This is a genomic window from Scandinavium sp., assembly GCF_032012665.1.
Lineage (GTDB): Bacteria > Pseudomonadota > Gammaproteobacteria > Enterobacterales > Enterobacteriaceae > Scandinavium.
This window is the reverse complement of the sequence record NZ_DALZVG010000007.1, coordinates 66,680-82,421: the sequence shown is the minus strand read 5'-3', so window position 1 is coordinate 82,421 and position 15,742 is coordinate 66,680. Positions and strand designations below refer to the sequence as shown.

15 protein-coding genes and 1 other annotated feature are annotated in these 15,742 nt (G+C 55.8%); of the genes, 6 read left to right on the top strand and 9 right to left on the bottom strand.

What is annotated here, in order from left to right:
* Positions 1 to 71 precede the first annotated feature (71 nt).
* The 5 genes from ymiC to topA all read right to left on the bottom strand — a co-directional run bounded on the left by ymiC (position 72) and on the right by topA (position 4,722).
* A complete protein-coding gene (gene ymiC / locus RTU33_RS08450; RefSeq protein ID WP_312626630.1) occupies positions 72 to 170 on the bottom strand; it encodes a small membrane protein YmiC in 99 nt (32 codons plus the stop codon).
* Positions 171 to 297: 127 nt separating this feature from the next.
* Positions 298 to 465: a hypothetical protein gene (locus tag RTU33_RS08445; RefSeq protein ID WP_312626628.1), complete on the bottom strand. Its 168-nt coding sequence runs from the start codon at positions 463 to 465 to the stop codon at positions 298 to 300.
* 2 nt (positions 466 to 467) lie between these two features.
* Positions 468 to 608: a YmiA family putative membrane protein gene (locus tag RTU33_RS08440; RefSeq protein WP_312626626.1), complete on the bottom strand. Its 141-nt coding sequence runs from the start codon at positions 606 to 608 to the stop codon at positions 468 to 470.
* A 344-nt stretch (positions 609 to 952) separates the two neighbouring features.
* Positions 953 to 1,927 carry an HTH-type transcriptional regulator CysB gene (gene cysB, locus RTU33_RS08435; RefSeq protein WP_312626624.1) on the bottom strand — a complete coding sequence of 325 codons (975 nt, stop codon included), beginning with the start codon at positions 1,925 to 1,927 and terminating at the stop codon, positions 953 to 955.
* Between the two features lie 194 nt (positions 1,928 to 2,121).
* Positions 2,122 to 4,722 (bottom strand): type I DNA topoisomerase, encoded by a 2,601-nt coding sequence (topA, locus tag RTU33_RS08430; protein ID WP_312626622.1) that lies wholly within the window; start codon positions 4,720 to 4,722, stop codon positions 2,122 to 2,124.
* A gap of 423 nt (positions 4,723 to 5,145) precedes the next feature.
* Here topA and RTU33_RS08425 point away from each other — a divergent pair, with 423 nt between their 5' ends.
* Positions 5,146 to 5,397 (top strand): YciN family protein, encoded by a 252-nt coding sequence (locus RTU33_RS08425; protein WP_312626620.1) that lies wholly within the window; start codon positions 5,146 to 5,148, stop codon positions 5,395 to 5,397.
* A gap of 32 nt (positions 5,398 to 5,429) precedes the next feature.
* Here RTU33_RS08425 and sohB read toward each other — a convergent pair whose 3' ends face one another.
* Positions 5,430 to 6,476 carry a protease SohB gene (sohB, locus tag RTU33_RS08420; protein ID WP_312626618.1) on the bottom strand — a complete coding sequence of 349 codons (1,047 nt, stop codon included), beginning with the start codon at positions 6,474 to 6,476 and terminating at the stop codon, positions 5,430 to 5,432.
* A gap of 261 nt (positions 6,477 to 6,737) precedes the next feature.
* Here sohB and RTU33_RS08415 point away from each other — a divergent pair, with 261 nt between their 5' ends.
* Together RTU33_RS08415 and cobO are read left to right on the top strand one after the other, a co-directional pair.
* Positions 6,738 to 7,496 (top strand): YciK family oxidoreductase, encoded by a 759-nt coding sequence (locus tag RTU33_RS08415; protein WP_312626616.1) that lies wholly within the window; start codon positions 6,738 to 6,740, stop codon positions 7,494 to 7,496.
* Complete coding sequence (gene cobO / locus RTU33_RS08410) at positions 7,493 to 8,083, top strand: cob(I)yrinic acid a,c-diamide adenosyltransferase (protein WP_312626614.1); 591 nt, start codon at positions 7,493 to 7,495, stop codon at positions 8,081 to 8,083. The genes RTU33_RS08415 and cobO overlap by 4 nt, the downstream gene beginning before the upstream one ends.
* Positions 8,084 to 8,124: 41 nt before the next feature.
* Here the strand turns inward: cobO and rluB are convergent, their stop codons facing one another.
* The 3 genes from rluB to rnm all read right to left on the bottom strand — a co-directional run bounded on the left by rluB (position 8,125) and on the right by rnm (position 10,912).
* Positions 8,125 to 9,027, bottom strand: a complete 903-nt coding sequence (gene rluB / locus RTU33_RS08405; protein WP_312626612.1) for a 23S rRNA pseudouridine(2605) synthase RluB — start codon at positions 9,025 to 9,027, stop codon at positions 8,125 to 8,127.
* Between the two features lie 389 nt (positions 9,028 to 9,416).
* Positions 9,417 to 10,037: an L-threonylcarbamoyladenylate synthase gene (locus tag RTU33_RS08400; protein ID WP_312626610.1), complete on the bottom strand. Its 621-nt coding sequence runs from the start codon at positions 10,035 to 10,037 to the stop codon at positions 9,417 to 9,419.
* The gene (gene rnm / locus RTU33_RS08395) at positions 10,034 to 10,912 is read right to left on the bottom strand and encodes an RNase RNM (protein WP_312626608.1); all 879 of its coding nucleotides are present in this window, start codon (positions 10,910 to 10,912) and stop codon (positions 10,034 to 10,036) included. Before rnm ends, RTU33_RS08400 begins: the two co-directional genes overlap by 4 nt.
* A gap of 173 nt (positions 10,913 to 11,085) precedes the next feature.
* Positions 11,086 to 11,180, top strand: a sequence feature (Trp leader region).
* Positions 11,181 to 11,213: 33 nt separating this feature from the next.
* On the opposite strand from rnm, the gene RTU33_RS08390 reads away from it, so the two are divergent.
* The 3 genes from RTU33_RS08390 to trpCF are packed head-to-tail and all read left to right on the top strand — an operon-like array spanning position 11,214 to position 15,733.
* A complete protein-coding gene (locus tag RTU33_RS08390; protein WP_312626606.1) occupies positions 11,214 to 12,776 on the top strand; it encodes an anthranilate synthase component 1 in 1,563 nt (520 codons plus the stop codon).
* On the top strand, positions 12,776 to 14,371 hold the full coding sequence (gene trpD, locus RTU33_RS08385) for a bifunctional anthranilate synthase glutamate amidotransferase component TrpG/anthranilate phosphoribosyltransferase TrpD (protein ID WP_312626604.1): 1,596 nt from the start codon (positions 12,776 to 12,778) through the stop codon (positions 14,369 to 14,371). The genes RTU33_RS08390 and trpD overlap by 1 nt, the downstream gene beginning before the upstream one ends.
* 3 nt (positions 14,372 to 14,374) lie before the next feature.
* Entirely contained in the window at positions 14,375 to 15,733 is a 1,359-nt protein-coding gene (trpCF, locus tag RTU33_RS08380) for a bifunctional indole-3-glycerol-phosphate synthase TrpC/phosphoribosylanthranilate isomerase TrpF (protein WP_312626602.1), read from the top strand.
* The last annotated feature ends 9 nt before the right edge of the window (positions 15,734 to 15,742 follow it).

The window sequence follows — 15,742 nt, the reverse complement described above, 5'->3', positions numbered from 1 at the left end:
GCTAAAAAGCTGAAGGTTCTTTACAAGGCAAAAAAGAAAACCCGACGAGGATTGTCGGGTTTATCAGAGGTTCACTGAAGGACCATCCAGACCAGCTGGCACCAGAAAAGGAGAGAAAGTGAAAACGCCCCAATCCATGACCAGTATTTCACGTTGCGGTTCGTATTCATTATTTAATACCCATAATTATTCATTTTAACTGCCTGAGCAGGCAGCCGGATTATTGCTGTGGTGTATTTATTAACGAGTACAAAACCCAAAATACAGACCGAAAGTTAACAACCTGACGACATCGAATTAGCGTTTTTTAGCGTCGTTATCATCAAAGGAATCAATAAAAGCCTGCTGCTGCGCTGTCAGTTTCCAGGACTCCGGCACCGCCGTTTTGCCTTTTTTACGGACCCGTGGTTTGTCACCAGACTGACATGTTGGCTTCACGGAGACGTTCTGGCCTGACACCGCCATAGTTACCCCCAAAATTTCCAGATGAGCATGGCCACGACTATCCAGAACAGCGCGGAGCCCAGGAATACCGCCCGCCAGGCTTTTCGCTTCAGCTCAGGCTCCCTCTGCGGTTCATCTCGTCCTGACGGCATTGCTAACCTCATACAATCGGCATCACTTATCGTTTGGCACCGAACAATCGGTACAATTAATAATCATTGAGATAAATCCTAATAAAAAACGCCCTAAAAATCCAGAGATTTTATGAATCGTCGCGGGTGAGATCCTGAATCTTTGACGGAAAATAAATAATTGGTAAACAAAATTTGCGTAGCGGCAAAATAGTTTCTACTTTTGCCTTCATTTCACAGCATATAAACATTCAGACAGGCTAAAAACGCAGAGGTGAAAAAAGCGAGAAATGCAAATGAGGGGGATTTTAATTTCCATTAAGTGATCGGTTTCACGATATCCCCGACACCGGGGATACCATTAATACCGGCAGGGATTATTTCTCTGGCAATTTAATATCTTTAAACATCGCTTCAATATCTTCATTCGAACGCAACGCCACGGCGGCGTCGACCACATCACGCGTCAGGTGTGGCGCAAAGCGCTGAATAAAATCATACATATAGCTACGCAGGAACGTGCTACGGCGGAAACCAATTTTCGTGGTGCTATGGCTGAAGATGTCGCCCGCTTCAAGCTTAATCAGATCCGGGTCGGAAACAGGATCAACCGCCATGCTGGCAATCACCCCTACCCCTAATCCCAGACGCACATAGGTTTTAATCACATCGGCATCGGTAGCGGTAAAGACGATGCGTGGCGTCAGCCCTGCGCGGTTAAAGGCGGTGTCCAGCTCAGAACGTCCGGTAAAACCAAAGGTATAGGTAACAAGTGGATACTGCGCCAGCTCTTCAATCGTTACGGAACCTTTGCCCGCCAGCGGGTGATCCGGTGTGACTACGATCGAACGGTTCCAGTGGTAGCAAGGCAGCATCACCAGATCGTCATAGAGATGCAACGCTTCAGTGGCGATGGCGAAGTCGGCATTGCCTTTGGAAACCGCCTCAGCAATTTGCGTGGGCGACCCCTGATGCATATGCAACGAAACGCGCGGATAGCGTTCGATAAAACCTTTAATGACGCCCGGCAGCGCATAACGGGCCTGGGTATGGGTCGTCGCCACGTACAGCGATCCTTTGTCCGGCCAGGTGTGCTCGCCGGCAACCGACTTAATCGCATCCACTTTGGAAAGCACTTCCCTGGCAATACGAATAATTTCCTGACCGGCTGGCGTCACCTGCGTCAGGTGCTTGCCGCTTCGCGCGAATATCTGGATACCCAGCTCATCCTCGAGCATACGAACCTGCTTACTGATGCCCGGCTGAGAGGTATAGAGCCCTTCAGCGGTCGAGGAGACGTTGAGGTTATGGTTCACAACCTCAACGATATAACGGAGTTGCTGTAGTTTCATGACCGGTATCCGATATGCGTATGGCGCTGATGCCTAATACGATTTAATAATAAGAAAGTGGTTAACTATAACCACTATATCATTTATACCGGATGTGTATAGATGCGAAGAAAAAATAATAACGTGGGGTTTTATCGCAAAAGAAAGGGCCGCAGTGCGGCCCTTCAGAGGAGACTTATCGTCACGAAAATGCGTTACTTTTTCGCCACTTCCTGCCATTTGCCGTCGATGAAGAAGGCAGACCAGCCGGTTGCTTTTCCGTCTTTCTCCGAAGCCACATACTGCTGCTTGGTTTTACGGCTGAAGCGAACCATGGTTTTGTTCCCCTGCGAATCTTCCTGCGGCGCATCTGCAAGATAGCGCAGTTTTTCCGGCAGGCGATCGCGGAAGCGATACAGCTCCTCCACCAGCGGCGCGCGGGTTTCACGCGATTTCGGGAAGGTGTTCGCGGCCAGGAACACGCCCGCAGCACCGTCGCGCAGCACGAAATACGCGTCTGATTTTTCACACGGCAGCTCAGGCAATGGAACCGGATCTTCCTTCGGCGGAGCCACTTCACCGTTACGCAGGATCTTACGGGTATTTTTACACTCGTCGTTGGTGCAGGCCATGTACTTGCCGAAACGCCCCATTTTCAGGTGCATTTCAGAGCCGCACTTTTCACACTCAACGATCGGGCCGTCATAACCTTTGATGCGGAACTCGCCCTCTTCGATTTCGTAGCCATCGCAGGTCGGGTTATTACCACAGACGTGCAGCTTGCGCTTCGGATCGATCAGGTAGCTGTCCATCGCCGTGCCGCACTTGGCGCAACGGCGCTTGGCGCGCAGCGCGTTGGTTTCCGCGTCGTCGCCTTCCAGCACGTTCAGCACTTCGTTTTCCGGCACCAGGTTAATGGTGGTTTTGCAGCGCTCTTTCGGCGGCAGCGCATAGCCAGAACAGCCGAGGAACACGCCGGTGCTGGCGGTACGAATCCCCATTTTACGGCCGCAGGTCGGGCAGTCGATGCTGGTCAGGATCATCGGGTTAGGCTGCATGCCGCCCTCTTCCGGATCCTTATCTGCCGTTTCCAGCTGACGCGTAAAATCGCCGAAGAAATCGTTCAGCACCGCTTTCCACTCGGCCTGATGGTTTGCCACCTTATCGAGGCTGTTTTCCATCTGCGCGGTGAAGTCGTAGTTCATCAGCTCGCGGAAGTTTTCTTCCAGGCGATCGGTGACGATTTCACCCATTTTTTCGGCGTAGAAACGGCGGTTTTCAACGCGAACATAGCCACGATCCTGAATGGTCGAAATGATCGACGCATAGGTGGACGGACGACCAATCCCACGTTTTTCAAGCTCTTTGACCAGTGATGCTTCGCTGAAGCGCGCCGGCGGTTTGGTAAAGTGCTGAGCTGGCAGCAGTTCAACCAGCGCCAAATCGTCGCCTTTTTTCACCGGAGGCAGCGTGCGGTCTTCATCACCTTTGCGCAGCGCAGGCATGACTTTCGTCCAGCCGTCGAAGCGCAGCGTGCGACCGCGAGCCTTCAGTTTGAAATCACCCGCGCCTACGGTAAGCGTGGTGGAATCGTACTGGGCTGGCGTCATCTGACAGGCCACGAACTGACGCCAGATCAGCTGATACAGCTTCTGCGCATCCGCTTCCATGTCCTTCAGTGATTCCGCCAGCACGGCAACGTCGGAAGGACGAATTGCTTCGTGCGCTTCCTGAGAGTTCTCTTTGCTCGCGTACTGGTTTGCATTTTCCGGCAGGTATTTCTTGCCGAAGTTGTCGCTGATGTACCCACGAACCATATTCACCGCGTCCTGGCTCAGGTTAGTGGAGTCAGTACGCATATAGGTGATGTAACCCGCTTCATAGAGACGCTGGGCCATCATCATGGTTTTCTTCACGCCGTAGCCAAGACGGGTACTTGCCGCCTGCTGCAGCGTGGAGGTGATAAACGGCGCGCCCGGCTTGCTGCTGGTTGGCTTGTCTTCACGCTCCAGCACGCTGTAGCGCGCTTTTTCAAGCAGGCTGACCGCGGCCATGGTTTCGTCACGGGTGACCGGACGGAACGGCTTGTCGTGATGGTGGCTGACTTCCAGCGGCAGCGCTTCGCCTGACGGCGTCGTGGTATTGGCGTCGATTTCCCAGAACTCTTCCGGTACAAACGCTTTAATTTCACGTTCACGTTCGACAACCAGACGTACCGCAACGGACTGCACGCGGCCAGCGGACAGACCACGAGCAATTTTTTTCCACAGCAGTGGCGACACCATGTACCCGACCACGCGGTCGACAAAGCGACGCGCCTGCTGAGCGTTAACACGGTCGATATTCAGTTCGCCCGGCGTATCAAACGCCTGACGAATAGCATTCTTGGTTATCTCGTTAAACACCACGCGACTGTAGCGTGAGTCATCACCACCGATCACTTCCCGCAGGTGCCATGCAATGGCTTCCCCTTCGCGGTCAAGGTCGGTTGCGAGATAAATGTGGTCAGCTTTTTCAGCTAACTGTTTGAGTTCCGCGACCACCTTTTCTTTACCCGGCAGCACTTCATACTGGGCAGCCCAGCCGTGCCACGGATCCACGCCCATACGGTTTACCAGGGCGCCGCGCTCATCTTTCTTCGGCTTTTTGGCCGGTTTGGTGGCGGTGGCGTCAGCGCTTTTTTTGCTTGCTGAACCGCTGGTCGGCAGATCGCGGATATGACCGACGCTGGATTTCACCACGTAGTCATTGCCAAGGTATTTATTGATCGTTTTGGCTTTTGCCGGGGACTCAACGATAACGAGAGCTTTACCCATATTCACCTTTACCTAATTTGATTCTTCCAGAAATACGCGTCCGCCTCGGGGTGTGGCGCATATATCGCACTTGAATTCACCTTCCACTGGCGACGAGCCTAATCTGGTGGCGGCGTCAATGGAGTTCAACCCTCTGGTCTGCATCGGCCCCAGAAGCCGGAGGCAGCACGTTGAGATTGCTGGCTAATTCCAGCCAGGTGGTACAGCACGAAGAATATTCGGTCGAATGTCAAGCAAATCTGTTGCCAGAATGCGAAAGCGTCACACTGTACCTGATAAAATCCGTTACGCAACTTTATTAGCATGCAAAAGTGATTCCCGCCAGCAGACACTCCGCCGGGAAGTCCTTGTGATTTTCAGGGAAAATTTGCCCACGTTGCGCGCCCGGCGTAGACTATCGCCAGTGTTTTAGAGGAGTCAGAGATGCAAGAAACATCCCAACCTATCGATCGCCAGTCCCTGCTGGCCGAAGCCAACCGTCTCATCCGTGAACATGAAGATACCATGAAAGGCATTGAGGCCACCGGCGTCACCCAGCGCAACGGCGTGCTGGTATTCAGCGGTGAGTTCTATCTCGATGAACAGGGCTTACCGACGCCGAAAAGTACCGCCGTCTTCAATATGTTCAAGTATCTGGCCCATCAGCTGTCTGAAAAGTACCACCTGATCGATTAAAAAAATGCGAGGCCCAGGCCTCGCATTCTTTTTTACATCATGGGTTTCTGCCCACGCTGCCACCAGCGCATCAGCAGGTGGTCGGCGCTTTGTGCCGCGCTGCCGGTAAAACGATCCATCAACTTCTTGCGTTGCAGATAGCGCACGTTCAGCACTTCATGGCTCTCCATCAGCCCCAGCAGCAGATCGTCGCTGGTGCCAATTTCATCCACCAGCCCTTTCGCTTTCGCCTGTTGGCCGTACCAGTGTTCGCCCGTTGCTACCTCGTCGATATCCAGCTGTGGACGCATCTGATGTACAAAATCTTTAAACAGCAGATGGGTTTCATTAAGATCTTCACGGAATTTCTGCCGTCCTTCTTCCGTGTTTTCCCCCAGCAGCGTCAGCGTGCGCTTGTACTGCCCGGCGGTGTGCAGCTCAATATCAATGTCTTTGCTCTTCAGGAAACGATTGAAGTTCGGGATCTGCGCCACAACGCCAATAGAGCCGATAATCGCAAACGGCGCAGAGACAATTTTATTCCCCACGCACGCCATCATGTAGCCACCGCTGGCCGCTACTTTATCGACGGCAATAGTCAGCGGGATGTTTTTTTCCCGCAGACGCTGAAGCTGAGACGCCGCCAGGCCGTAGCCGTGTACCACCCCACCAGGACTTTCTAAGCGAATCACCACCTGATCCTGAGGCTTGACGACCGCGAGCACCGCCGTTACTTCTTCACGGAGCCCGGTGACCTCGTGAGCATCCATGCTGCCTTTAAAATCGAGTACCCAGGCCTTCGGTTTCTCTTGCGGATCTTTCAGGGCTTTCTTTGCATTCGCCTTCGCCGTTTTCGCTTCAAGCTTGTGCTTCTTCTTTTGCGCCTTGTGCCAGAGCTTTTGCTGTGGTCCGTCGAGCAGAGCCACGCTCATCTCTTCCTGCATCTCTTTATAGTGTTCACTGAGGTTGGTGATCCGCAGCTCCCCTCGCTGCCGCTTACGTTGGGTAAGATTCACGATTAGCGTGGCAACCACCGCTATCGCAACTACAACCGTGGCGATTTTCGCCAAAAACAACCCGTATTGAGCAAGTAATTCCACGCTTCCACCTTGAAAAGAATCACACAGTTATCGCGCACAGTGTACAACAGCCCTGACGGTGCGTCTCCCGCCTGAATTGTACGATGCGAGCGCGCTTCCCGTTTTTTCTCCACCGATGAAATGATTGCAAAATGTTAATTATGAACATGCTTTCCGCATGGCTGATTGAAATAGGTCGCCGTTTAGGGCATAAAGCCGAAAAGCGAACAAACAGAAGCAGAACAGCGACGTGGCGCGTTTGAGCACCACAGGAGAGAGTCCGTGCATTATCAACCTCAGCGCGATTTGCTACAAAATCGCATCATTCTTGTTACCGGTGCCAGCGATGGCATCGGCCGTGAAGCCGCCCTGACCTACTCGCGCTACGGCGCCCGAGTCATTTTACTTGGCCGTAATGAAGATAAGCTGCGGGCCGTCGCCCGCGAAATTGAGCAGGAAAGCGGCACGGTGCCGTACTGGTTCCTGCTCGACCTGCTGACCTGCACGCCGGAAGAGTGTCAACAGCTGGCGCAAAAAATCAGCATCCATACGCCACGGCTCGACGGCGTGCTGCATAACGCCGGCCTTTTAGGTGACGTGGCGCCAATGGATCAGCAGAAAATCGACGTCTGGCAGGACGTCATGCAGGTCAACGTCAACGGCACCTTTATGCTGACCCAGGCGCTGCTTCCTTTATTACTTCGTTCAGATTCCGGCTCGCTGGTCTTTACGTCCTCAAGCGTCGGCCAGCAGGGGCGCGCCAACTGGGGGGCTTACGCCGTCTCTAAATTCGCCACCGAAGGCATGATGCAGGTGCTGGCAGAGGAGTATCAGGGTCAGCTTCGCGTCAACTGCATTAACCCGGGCGGCACCCGCACCGGCATGCGCGCCAGCGCGTTCCCTACAGAAGATCCGCAGAAGCTGAAAACCCCTGCCGACATTATGCCGCTCTACCTGTGGCTGATGGGCGACGACAGCCGCCGCAAAACCGGGATGACTTTTGATGCTCAGCCGGGCCGCAAACCAGGTATTGCGCAATGAGTGACGAAAGACATCGCGAGCGTCAGCAGCGGCTAAAAGAGAAAGTCGATGCCCGCGTCGCGGAAGCCCGGCAGGAACGCGGGATCCTGCTGGTGCTCACCGGCAACGGAAAAGGGAAAACCACTGCAGCATTTGGCACCGCCACCCGCGCAGTCGGCCACGGTAAAAAAGTTGGCGTGATCCAGTTTATCAAGGGCGAATGGCCAAACGGCGAGCGCAACCTGCTGGAGCCGCACGGCGTCGAATTTCAGGTGATGGCGACAGGATTTACCTGGGACACGCAGGACAAAGCGGGCGATACCACCGCCTGTCTCGCCGTCTGGCAGCACGCAAAACGGATGCTGATGGATGAAACCCTGGATCTGGTCATTCTCGACGAACTGACCTACATGGTGGCATATGACTATTTGCCGCTGCAGGAGGTGCTCACAGCGCTCGAGCAGCGTCCACGCCAGCAGACGGTCATTGTCACGGGCCGCGGCTGCCACAGGGATATTCTGGAGATGGCCGATACGGTGAGTGAGTTACGTCCGGTGAAGCACGCATTTGACGCAGGCATCAAGGCGCAGATCGGCATCGACTACTGACAAAAAAGGCCCCTGAGGGGCCTTTTTGCATCGAACGGCGGTTATGAACCGCTGCCGTTATTACGGCTGCTGGAGCGACGAGCCCCACCGCTTTTCGCCGGTTTACCGCTCACCTGCGTATGGCGTTTCACCGCACGCCGAATCTGATTCGCCTTCATGCGACGACGGTCTTTTTCCACCGCCACTTTTGATTCGGTTTCAGGCTTCAGTTCCACCAGTTCACGCAGGTAGTTAGTCTGCGCCAGATCCAGCTCGGTGTAACCGCCGCGCGGAAGGCCTTTTGGCAGTGGAATATCGCCATAGCGAACGCGAATCAGACGGCTCACCTGCACGCCAACGGCTTCCCACAGACGACGGACTTCGCGGTTACGGCCTTCGGTCAGGGTGACGTTGTACCATTGGTTGATACCTTCACCGCCGGTGAATTTAATCGTTTTGAACGCCGCCGGACCATCTTCCAGCTGCACGCCGCGTGAGAGCTGTTTCACTTTGTTGTCGTCAACTTCGCCAAACACGCGCACGGCGTATTCACGCTCAACTTCGCGGCTTGGGTGCATCAGACGGTTTGCCAGCTCGCCGTCGGTGGTGAACAGCAGTAAACCGCAGGTGTTCACGTCCAGACGCCCGACGGCAATCCAGCGCGCACCGCGCAGTTTTGGCAGACGATCGAACACCGTTGGGCGCCCTTCCGGATCGCTGCGGGTACACAGCTCACCTTCCGGTTTGTAGTACGCCAGCACGCGGCAAATCTGCTCCACGGACTCTTTGACGGAGATAAGATGACCGTCGATACGAATTTTAAGACCCGGGATCACTTCAACGCGATCGCCCAGCGTGGCTACTTTGCCATCGACGCTGACGCGACCTGCCTGAATCATGGTTTCGATTTCACGGCGGGAGCCGTGGCCGGCACGAGCCAGCACTTTCTGTAATTTCTCGCTCATCGAGCATCCTTAAGGTGTCGCCTTCCCAGGCGTCTGGTATACATGCAAAATCAACACGTTAGCGAAAACTGAACCTGTCGACAGAGTGATTCTTGCGCCGTCAGCGGCGTGTTTTCACCCGCCCGGCGTTGCGTGACCGCACATAATACATGAATTTTCGGTGAAAAGGTTCATCTCATTAGCGCTGGATATCGCCACACGCGCTCCGACAGCGCTTTTTCGCGCCGCCAGATTAAACGGCTCTGTTTTCCTGACATCCAGGGATAACGCTCAAAGAGCGGATTGACCGCAGCAGCAACGTTTTGGGCTCAGGACTTCATCAGATGACGGAAGCGCTTCGCTGGCGCTACAGGGTGAAACGGAGTGGCACAAGGTACCACTCGCAGAGATTACAGGAACGGTTTCACGTCGCCCACGCCTTCGCGCAGCACCACCGGAGAATCTTCGGTAATGTCGATAACCGTGGTGGGCTGCTGGCCGAGATAGCCGCCGTGAATGATCAGATCTACCTGCTTCTCGAGTCGGTCTTTGATCTCTTCCGGATCGGATTCGGTGAATTCACTGCCCGGCAGCATCAGGGACGTGGAGAGCATGGGTTCACCAAGCGCTTCCAGCAGCATCTGGGCAATCGGGTTTGACGGTACGCGCATGCCGATGGTTTTGCGTTTTTCCTGCAACAGACGGCGCGGCACCTCTTTGGTGCCTTTGAGAATAAACGTGTAGTTACCCGGCGTGTTGTTCTTGATCAGCCTGAAGGCCACGTTGTCCACATAGGCATAGGTCGACAGCTCCGACAGGTCACGACACATCAGGGTGAAGTTGTGGCCGTCCGGCAACTGACGGATACGGCAGATCCGCTCCATCGCGCCCTTGTCTTCAATTTTACAGCCAAGCGCATAGCCAGAATCCGTGGGATAGACGATAACGCCGCCTTTACGCACGATTTCCACCGCCTGGTTGATCAGGCGCTGCTGCGGGTTTTCCGGGTGAATATAAAAAAACTGACTCATACTTCCTCTCGTTTATCCTGGGGCGCTTCCCAGCTCTGCCACACGCCTTCCGCCCCGGCGGGAAGCCACAGCTTCCGGCCAAGTTCGATCCACGGGCAAGGCTGATGAAAATCAGACCCCTGTGACGCCAGTAATCCATACTGACGTGCATAAGCGGCAAGCTGCGTTCGCTCGTGGGGGGCCTGCTGGCACTGGGCGACCTCCATGGCGTCGCCACCGCATTCACTGAAGAACGCCAGCAGTCTTTTCAGCCACTTGGCGGAGAGCTGGTAGCGTCCCGGATGGGCAATCACCGCTTTACCACCAGAATGGTGAATCACATCAATAGCTTGATCTATTGTACACCACTGTGGCGGAACGTATCCGGTTTTACCGCGGGCGAGGTATTTTTTAAAGACGTCGTTGAAGTTGCTGGCCTTGCCCGCTTCAACCAGGAAACGGGCAAAATGGCCGCGCGTGACCACGCCGCCGTCGGCAAACGCCAGCGCGCCTTCCCATGCGCCGGGGATCTGCGCTTTTTCCAGTCGTTCAGCAATCAGCTTCGCGCGCTGCTGGCGACGTTCAGTCTGCTGCGCCAGAAACGCAGTCATTGCCGGATGCCCGATATCAATGTTCAGCCCAACGATGTGGATCTCATGATTTTCCCAGACGGTCGAAATCTCCACGCCTGAAATTAAATTCAGCGGCAGCCCCGCGCGGGCGATTTCAGCCCGGGCGGCAGGAATGGCCGCTACGGTATCATGATCGGTTATCGCAAGCGTACCCACGCGCATTGAAGCCGCACGGTGCACCAGCGCTTCGGGCGTCAGGCGTCCATCGGAGGCGGTTGTGTGGCTGTGCAGGTCGTAAATCAGGGCGTAGGGATGGTCGCTCAAAATCACTCCGGAGTTCAGTTATGCAATCAGGTCAGGCTTATGTCGGCGTCCATCATAGCCGTTGTGAATGAATTTCTGAAATCAGGGGTTGACTTTACCCTCTCGGACTAGTTAACTAGTACACAAGTTCACACAACGAGGTATCTGCGATGACCCACTTTACCGTTACTTTTCATAGCTGGTGGCGTACAACCTGAAATCGGGCTGTACGATCGCGTCTGCACAAGACCAACAGATACCAGGCCCGCCAGTGAGCGGGCTTTTTTTTGAACCACAGATAACAGATTGAGCGAGAACAAGAATGCAAAACTCAACACCGAAACTCGAGCTTCTGACCAGTGACGCCATCTATCGCGAAAATCCGACGGCGCTGTTCCACCAGCTGTGCGGCGCGCGTCCGGCGACGCTGTTGCTGGAGTCCGCAGATATCGACAGCAAAGATGATTTGAAAAGCCTGCTGTTAGTCGACAGTGCACTGCGCATTACCGCTTTAGGTGACACTGTCACCATTCAGGCTCTCTCTGACAACGGCGCAGCCCTGTTGGATTTGCTTGATGTTGCCCTGCCCGCAGGCGTGGAGAACCAACGCCAGCCGAATGGCCGTATCCTTCATTTCCCGGCGGTGAGCACGCTGCTGGATGAAGACGCTCGCCTTTGCTCATTGTCCGTTTTTGATGCCTTTCGCCTGTTGCAAACGCTGGTAACGGTGCCGGAAACCGAACGCGAAGCGATGTTCTTCGGTGGCCTGTTTGCTTATGATCTGGTCGCAGGCTTCGAAGATTTACCTCAGTTAGACAGCGACACCGCCTGCCCGGATTACTGCTTCTACCTGGCCGAAACGCTGCTGGTTATCGACCACCAGACCAAATCCTCCCGCATTCAGGCAAGCCTCTTTACCCCGCTGGAAGCGGAAAAGCAGCGCCTGACCCAGCGCCTGGCGCAAATTCGTCAGCAGATGAACGAACCGCCAATGCCGCTGCCGGTTACACGGGTAGAGAAAATGCACACCGAGGTGAACCAGAGCGATGACGAGTTCGGTGCCGTGGTGCGCAAAATGCAGCGCGCGATTCGCGCCGGGGAAATTTTCCAGGTCGTGCCTTCCCGCCGCTTCTCGCTGCCTTGCCCTTCGCCGCTGGCGGCCTACGACGTGCTGAAGAAAAGTAACCCGAGCCCGTACATGTTCTTTATGCAGGATAACGACTTCAGCCTGTTCGGTGCCTCGCCGGAAAGCTCGCTGAAGTACGATGCCGGCAACCGCCAGATTGAAATTTACCCAATTGCCGGTACGCGTCCGCGCGGCCGCCGGGCCGACGGTTCTCTCGATCGCGACCTCGACAGCCGTATCGAGCTGGAAATGCGTACCGACCAGAAAGAGATGTCGGAGCACCTGATGCTGGTTGACCTGGCGCGTAACGATCTGGCGCGTATTTGTACGCCGGGCAGCCGCTACGTGGCAGACCTCACCAAAGTGGACCGCTACTCCTTCGTGATGCATCTGGTCTCCCGCGTGGTTGGCGAGCTGCGCCAGGATCTTGATGTGCTGCACGCCTATCGCGCCTGCATGAATATGGGCACGCTGAGCGGCGCACCGAAAGTACGCGCGATGCAGCTGATTGCAGCCGCCGAAGGCAAACGCCGTGGCAGCTACGGTGGTGCGGTGGGCTACTTCACCGCTCACGGCGACCTTGATACCTGCATCGTGATCCGCTCTGCCTTTGTTGAAAACGGCATTGCCACCGTCCAGGCCGGTGCTGGCGTGGTGCTTGACTCCGTACCGCAGTCCGAAGCCGATGAAACCCGTAATAAAGCTCGCGCGGTGCTGCGCGCCATTGCTCAGGCCCACCACGCAGAGGAGATTTTCTGATGGCTGACATTCTGCTGCTCGACAATATTGATTCCTTTACCTACAACCTGGCCGACCAGCTGCGCGCCAGCGGGCATAACGTGGTCATCTACCGCAACCATGTACCGGCACAGACGCTGATTGAACGTCTGGCCACCATGGATAATCCGGTGTTGATGCTCTCACCGGGTCCGGGTGCGCCATCTGAAGCAGGCTGCATGCCAGAGCTTCTGACCCGCATGCGCGGCAAGCTGCCTATCATCGGCATCTGCCTCGGCCATCAGGCGATTGTTGAAGCCTACGGCGGCTACGTCGGTCAGGCAGGTGAGATCCTCCACGGCAAAGCCTCCAGCATTGAACACGACGGTCAGGCAATGTTCGCCGGGCTGGCGAACCCGCTGCCGGTTGCGCGCTATCACTCGCTGGTCGGCAGCAATATTCCGGCCGGGCTGACGATCAACGCCAGCTTTAACGGCATGGTGATGGCCGTCCGTCACGATGCCGATCGCGTGGTTGGCTTCCAGTTCCATCCGGAATCTATTCTGACCAGCCACGGTGCACGCCTGCTGGAACAGACTCTGGAATGGGCGCTGAAAAAGCTGGAGCCGGCCAATCTGCTGCAGCCGATTCTGGAAAAGCTGTATCAGGCGCAAACCCTGACCCAGCAGGAAAGCCACCAGCTCTTCTCCGCCGTTGTGCGTGGTGAGGTGAAGCCGGAGCAGCTGGCCGCCGCGCTGGTCAGCATGAAAGTGCGTGGTGAGCAGCCGCAGGAAATTGCCGGGGCCGCCACCGCGCTGCTGGAAAACGCCGCGCCGTTCCCGCGCCCTGAATATGCGTTTGCCGATATCGTCGGCACCGGCGGCGACGGCAGCAACAGCATCAATATCTCTACCGCCAGCGCCTTTGTGGCGGCGGCCTGTGGAATGAAAGTGGCGAAACACGGCAACCGCAGCGTATCGAGCAAGTCCGGTTCCTCCGATTTACTCGCGGCCTTCGGCATTAATCTGGACATGAACGCCGATAAATCCCGGGAAGCGCTGGATGAGCTTGGCGTCTGCTTCCTGTTCGCGCCGAAATACCACACCGGATTCCGCCACGCGATGCCGGTTCGTCAGCAGCTGAAAACCCGCACGCTGTTCAACGTGCTCGGGCCGCTGATCAACCCGGCGCACCCACCGCTGGCGCTGATTGGCGTCTACAGCCCGGAGCTGGTGCTGCCGATAGCTGAAACCCTGCGCGTGCTCGGCTATCAGCGTGCCGCCGTGGTACACAGCGGCGGAATGGATGAAGTTTCCCTGCATGCGCCAACCGTGGTGGCGGAACTGAAAGACGGCGAAATTCACAGCTATCAGCTGACCGCCGAGGACTTTGGCCTGACGCCATATCGTCAGGAGCAGCTGGCAGGCGGCACCCCGGAAGAAAACCGTGACATTCTTTCCCGTTTACTCCAGGGTAAAGGTGAGAGTGCCCACGAGGCGGCAGTCTCTGCCAACGTCGCCATGCTGATGCGCCTTCACGGCCATGAAGATTTAAAAGCCAACGTGAAAAAGGTAATGGATGTTCTGCACAGCGGTGCAGCCTACGATCGCGTAACCGCATTAGCGGCAAGAGGATAAGAAATGCAGACCGTTTTAGCCAAAATTGTTGCCGATAAGCGTATCTGGGTTGAAGACCGCAAAGCGCAGCAACCGTTAGCCAGCTTCCAGAATGAGGTTCAGCCGAGCCAGCGCCATTTCTATGATGCGCTACAGGGTGCACGCACCGCATTCATCCTCGAATGCAAAAAAGCGTCGCCGTCGAAAGGCGTCATTCGTGAAGATTTTGACCCGGCGCGTATCGCCGGGGTGTACAAACACTATGCGTCCGCTATCTCCGTGCTGACGGACGAGAAATACTTCCAGGGCAGCTTCGATTTTCTGCCCATCGTCAGCCAAATCGCGCCGCAGCCTATTCTGTGCAAAGACTTTATCGTCGATCCGTATCAGATTTACCTGGCCCGCTACTATCAGGCCGACGCCTGCCTGCTGATGCTGTCGGTGCTGGATGATGACGAATATCGTCAGCTCTCAGCCGTGGCGCACAGCCTGAGCATGGGCGTGCTGACGGAAGTCAGCAATGAAGAAGAGCTGGAGCGCGCTATTGCGCTCGGCGCAAAAGTCGTCGGCATCAATAACCGCGACCTGCGCGATCTCTCAATCGATCTCAATCGTACCCGCCAGCTCGCCCCGCGTTTGGGCGCAGGCGTCACGGTGATCAGCGAATCCGGCATTAACACCTATGGTCAGGTCCGTGAACTGAGTCATTTCGCCAACGGCTTCCTGATTGGCTCAGCGATGATGGCGCACGACGATCTTAATGCTGCCGTGCGTCGCGTGCTGCTTGGCGAAAACAAAGTATGCGGGCTGACGCGCAGCCAGGATGCGCAGGCCGCCTTCGAGTCTGGCGCTCTTTATGGCGGGCTGATTTTTGTGCCTTCCTCTCCCCGCTACGTCAATGAAGCGCAGGCCCGCGACGTCATCAACAGCGCACCGCTAAGCTACGTTGGCGTGTTCCGGGATACTGACCTGGCGGATATCGTCGCCAAAGCAGAAAGCCTGAAGCTGGCGGCGGTACAGCTGCACGGCAATGAAGATCAGGCGTATATCGACGCGCTTCGCGTTGCCCTGCCTGAGAACGTGCAAATATGGAAAGCGCTGAGCGTAAAAGAGACGCTGCCTGCCCGCACGCTGAATCATGTCGACAAATACGTGTTCGACAACGGCCAGGGCGGCACAGGCCAAAGCTTCGACTGGTCACTGCTGAATGGACAGGACTTAAGCAACGTCCTGCTGGCAGGTGGCCTTAGCCCGGATAATTGTGTGGCAGCGGCGAAAAGCGGCTGCGCGGGGCTCGATTTCAATTCAGGCGTAGAATCTGAACCGGGTATCAAAGACGCCGGCAAGCTGGCCTCGGTTTTTCAGACGCTGCGTGCATATTAAGGAAATGGA

Excerpts from the sequence above, each read along its gene's own strand:
- ymiC (WP_312626630.1), bottom strand. The coding sequence starts at position 170 with ATGAATACGAACCGCAACGTGAAATACTGGTCATGGATTGGGGCGTTT.
- RTU33_RS08445 (WP_312626628.1), bottom strand. The coding sequence starts at position 465 with ATGGCGGTGTCAGGCCAGAACGTCTCCGTGAAGCCAACATGTCAGTCT.
- RTU33_RS08440 (WP_312626626.1), bottom strand. The coding sequence starts at position 608 with ATGAGGTTAGCAATGCCGTCAGGACGAGATGAACCGCAGAGGGAGCCT.
- cysB (WP_312626624.1), bottom strand. The coding sequence starts at position 1,927 with ATGAAACTACAGCAACTCCGTTATATCGTTGAGGTTGTGAACCATAAC.
- topA (WP_312626622.1), bottom strand. The coding sequence starts at position 4,722 with ATGGGTAAAGCTCTCGTTATCGTTGAGTCCCCGGCAAAAGCCAAAACG.
- RTU33_RS08425 (WP_312626620.1), top strand. The coding sequence starts at position 5,146 with ATGCAAGAAACATCCCAACCTATCGATCGCCAGTCCCTGCTGGCCGAA.
- cobO (WP_312626614.1), top strand. The coding sequence starts at position 7,493 with ATGAGTGACGAAAGACATCGCGAGCGTCAGCAGCGGCTAAAAGAGAAA.
- rluB (WP_312626612.1), bottom strand. The coding sequence starts at position 9,027 with ATGAGCGAGAAATTACAGAAAGTGCTGGCTCGTGCCGGCCACGGCTCC.
- RTU33_RS08400 (WP_312626610.1), bottom strand. The coding sequence starts at position 10,037 with ATGAGTCAGTTTTTTTATATTCACCCGGAAAACCCGCAGCAGCGCCTG.
- RTU33_RS08390 (WP_312626606.1), top strand. The coding sequence starts at position 11,214 with ATGCAAAACTCAACACCGAAACTCGAGCTTCTGACCAGTGACGCCATC.
- trpD (WP_312626604.1), top strand. The coding sequence starts at position 12,776 with ATGGCTGACATTCTGCTGCTCGACAATATTGATTCCTTTACCTACAAC.
- trpCF (WP_312626602.1), top strand. The coding sequence starts at position 14,375 with ATGCAGACCGTTTTAGCCAAAATTGTTGCCGATAAGCGTATCTGGGTT.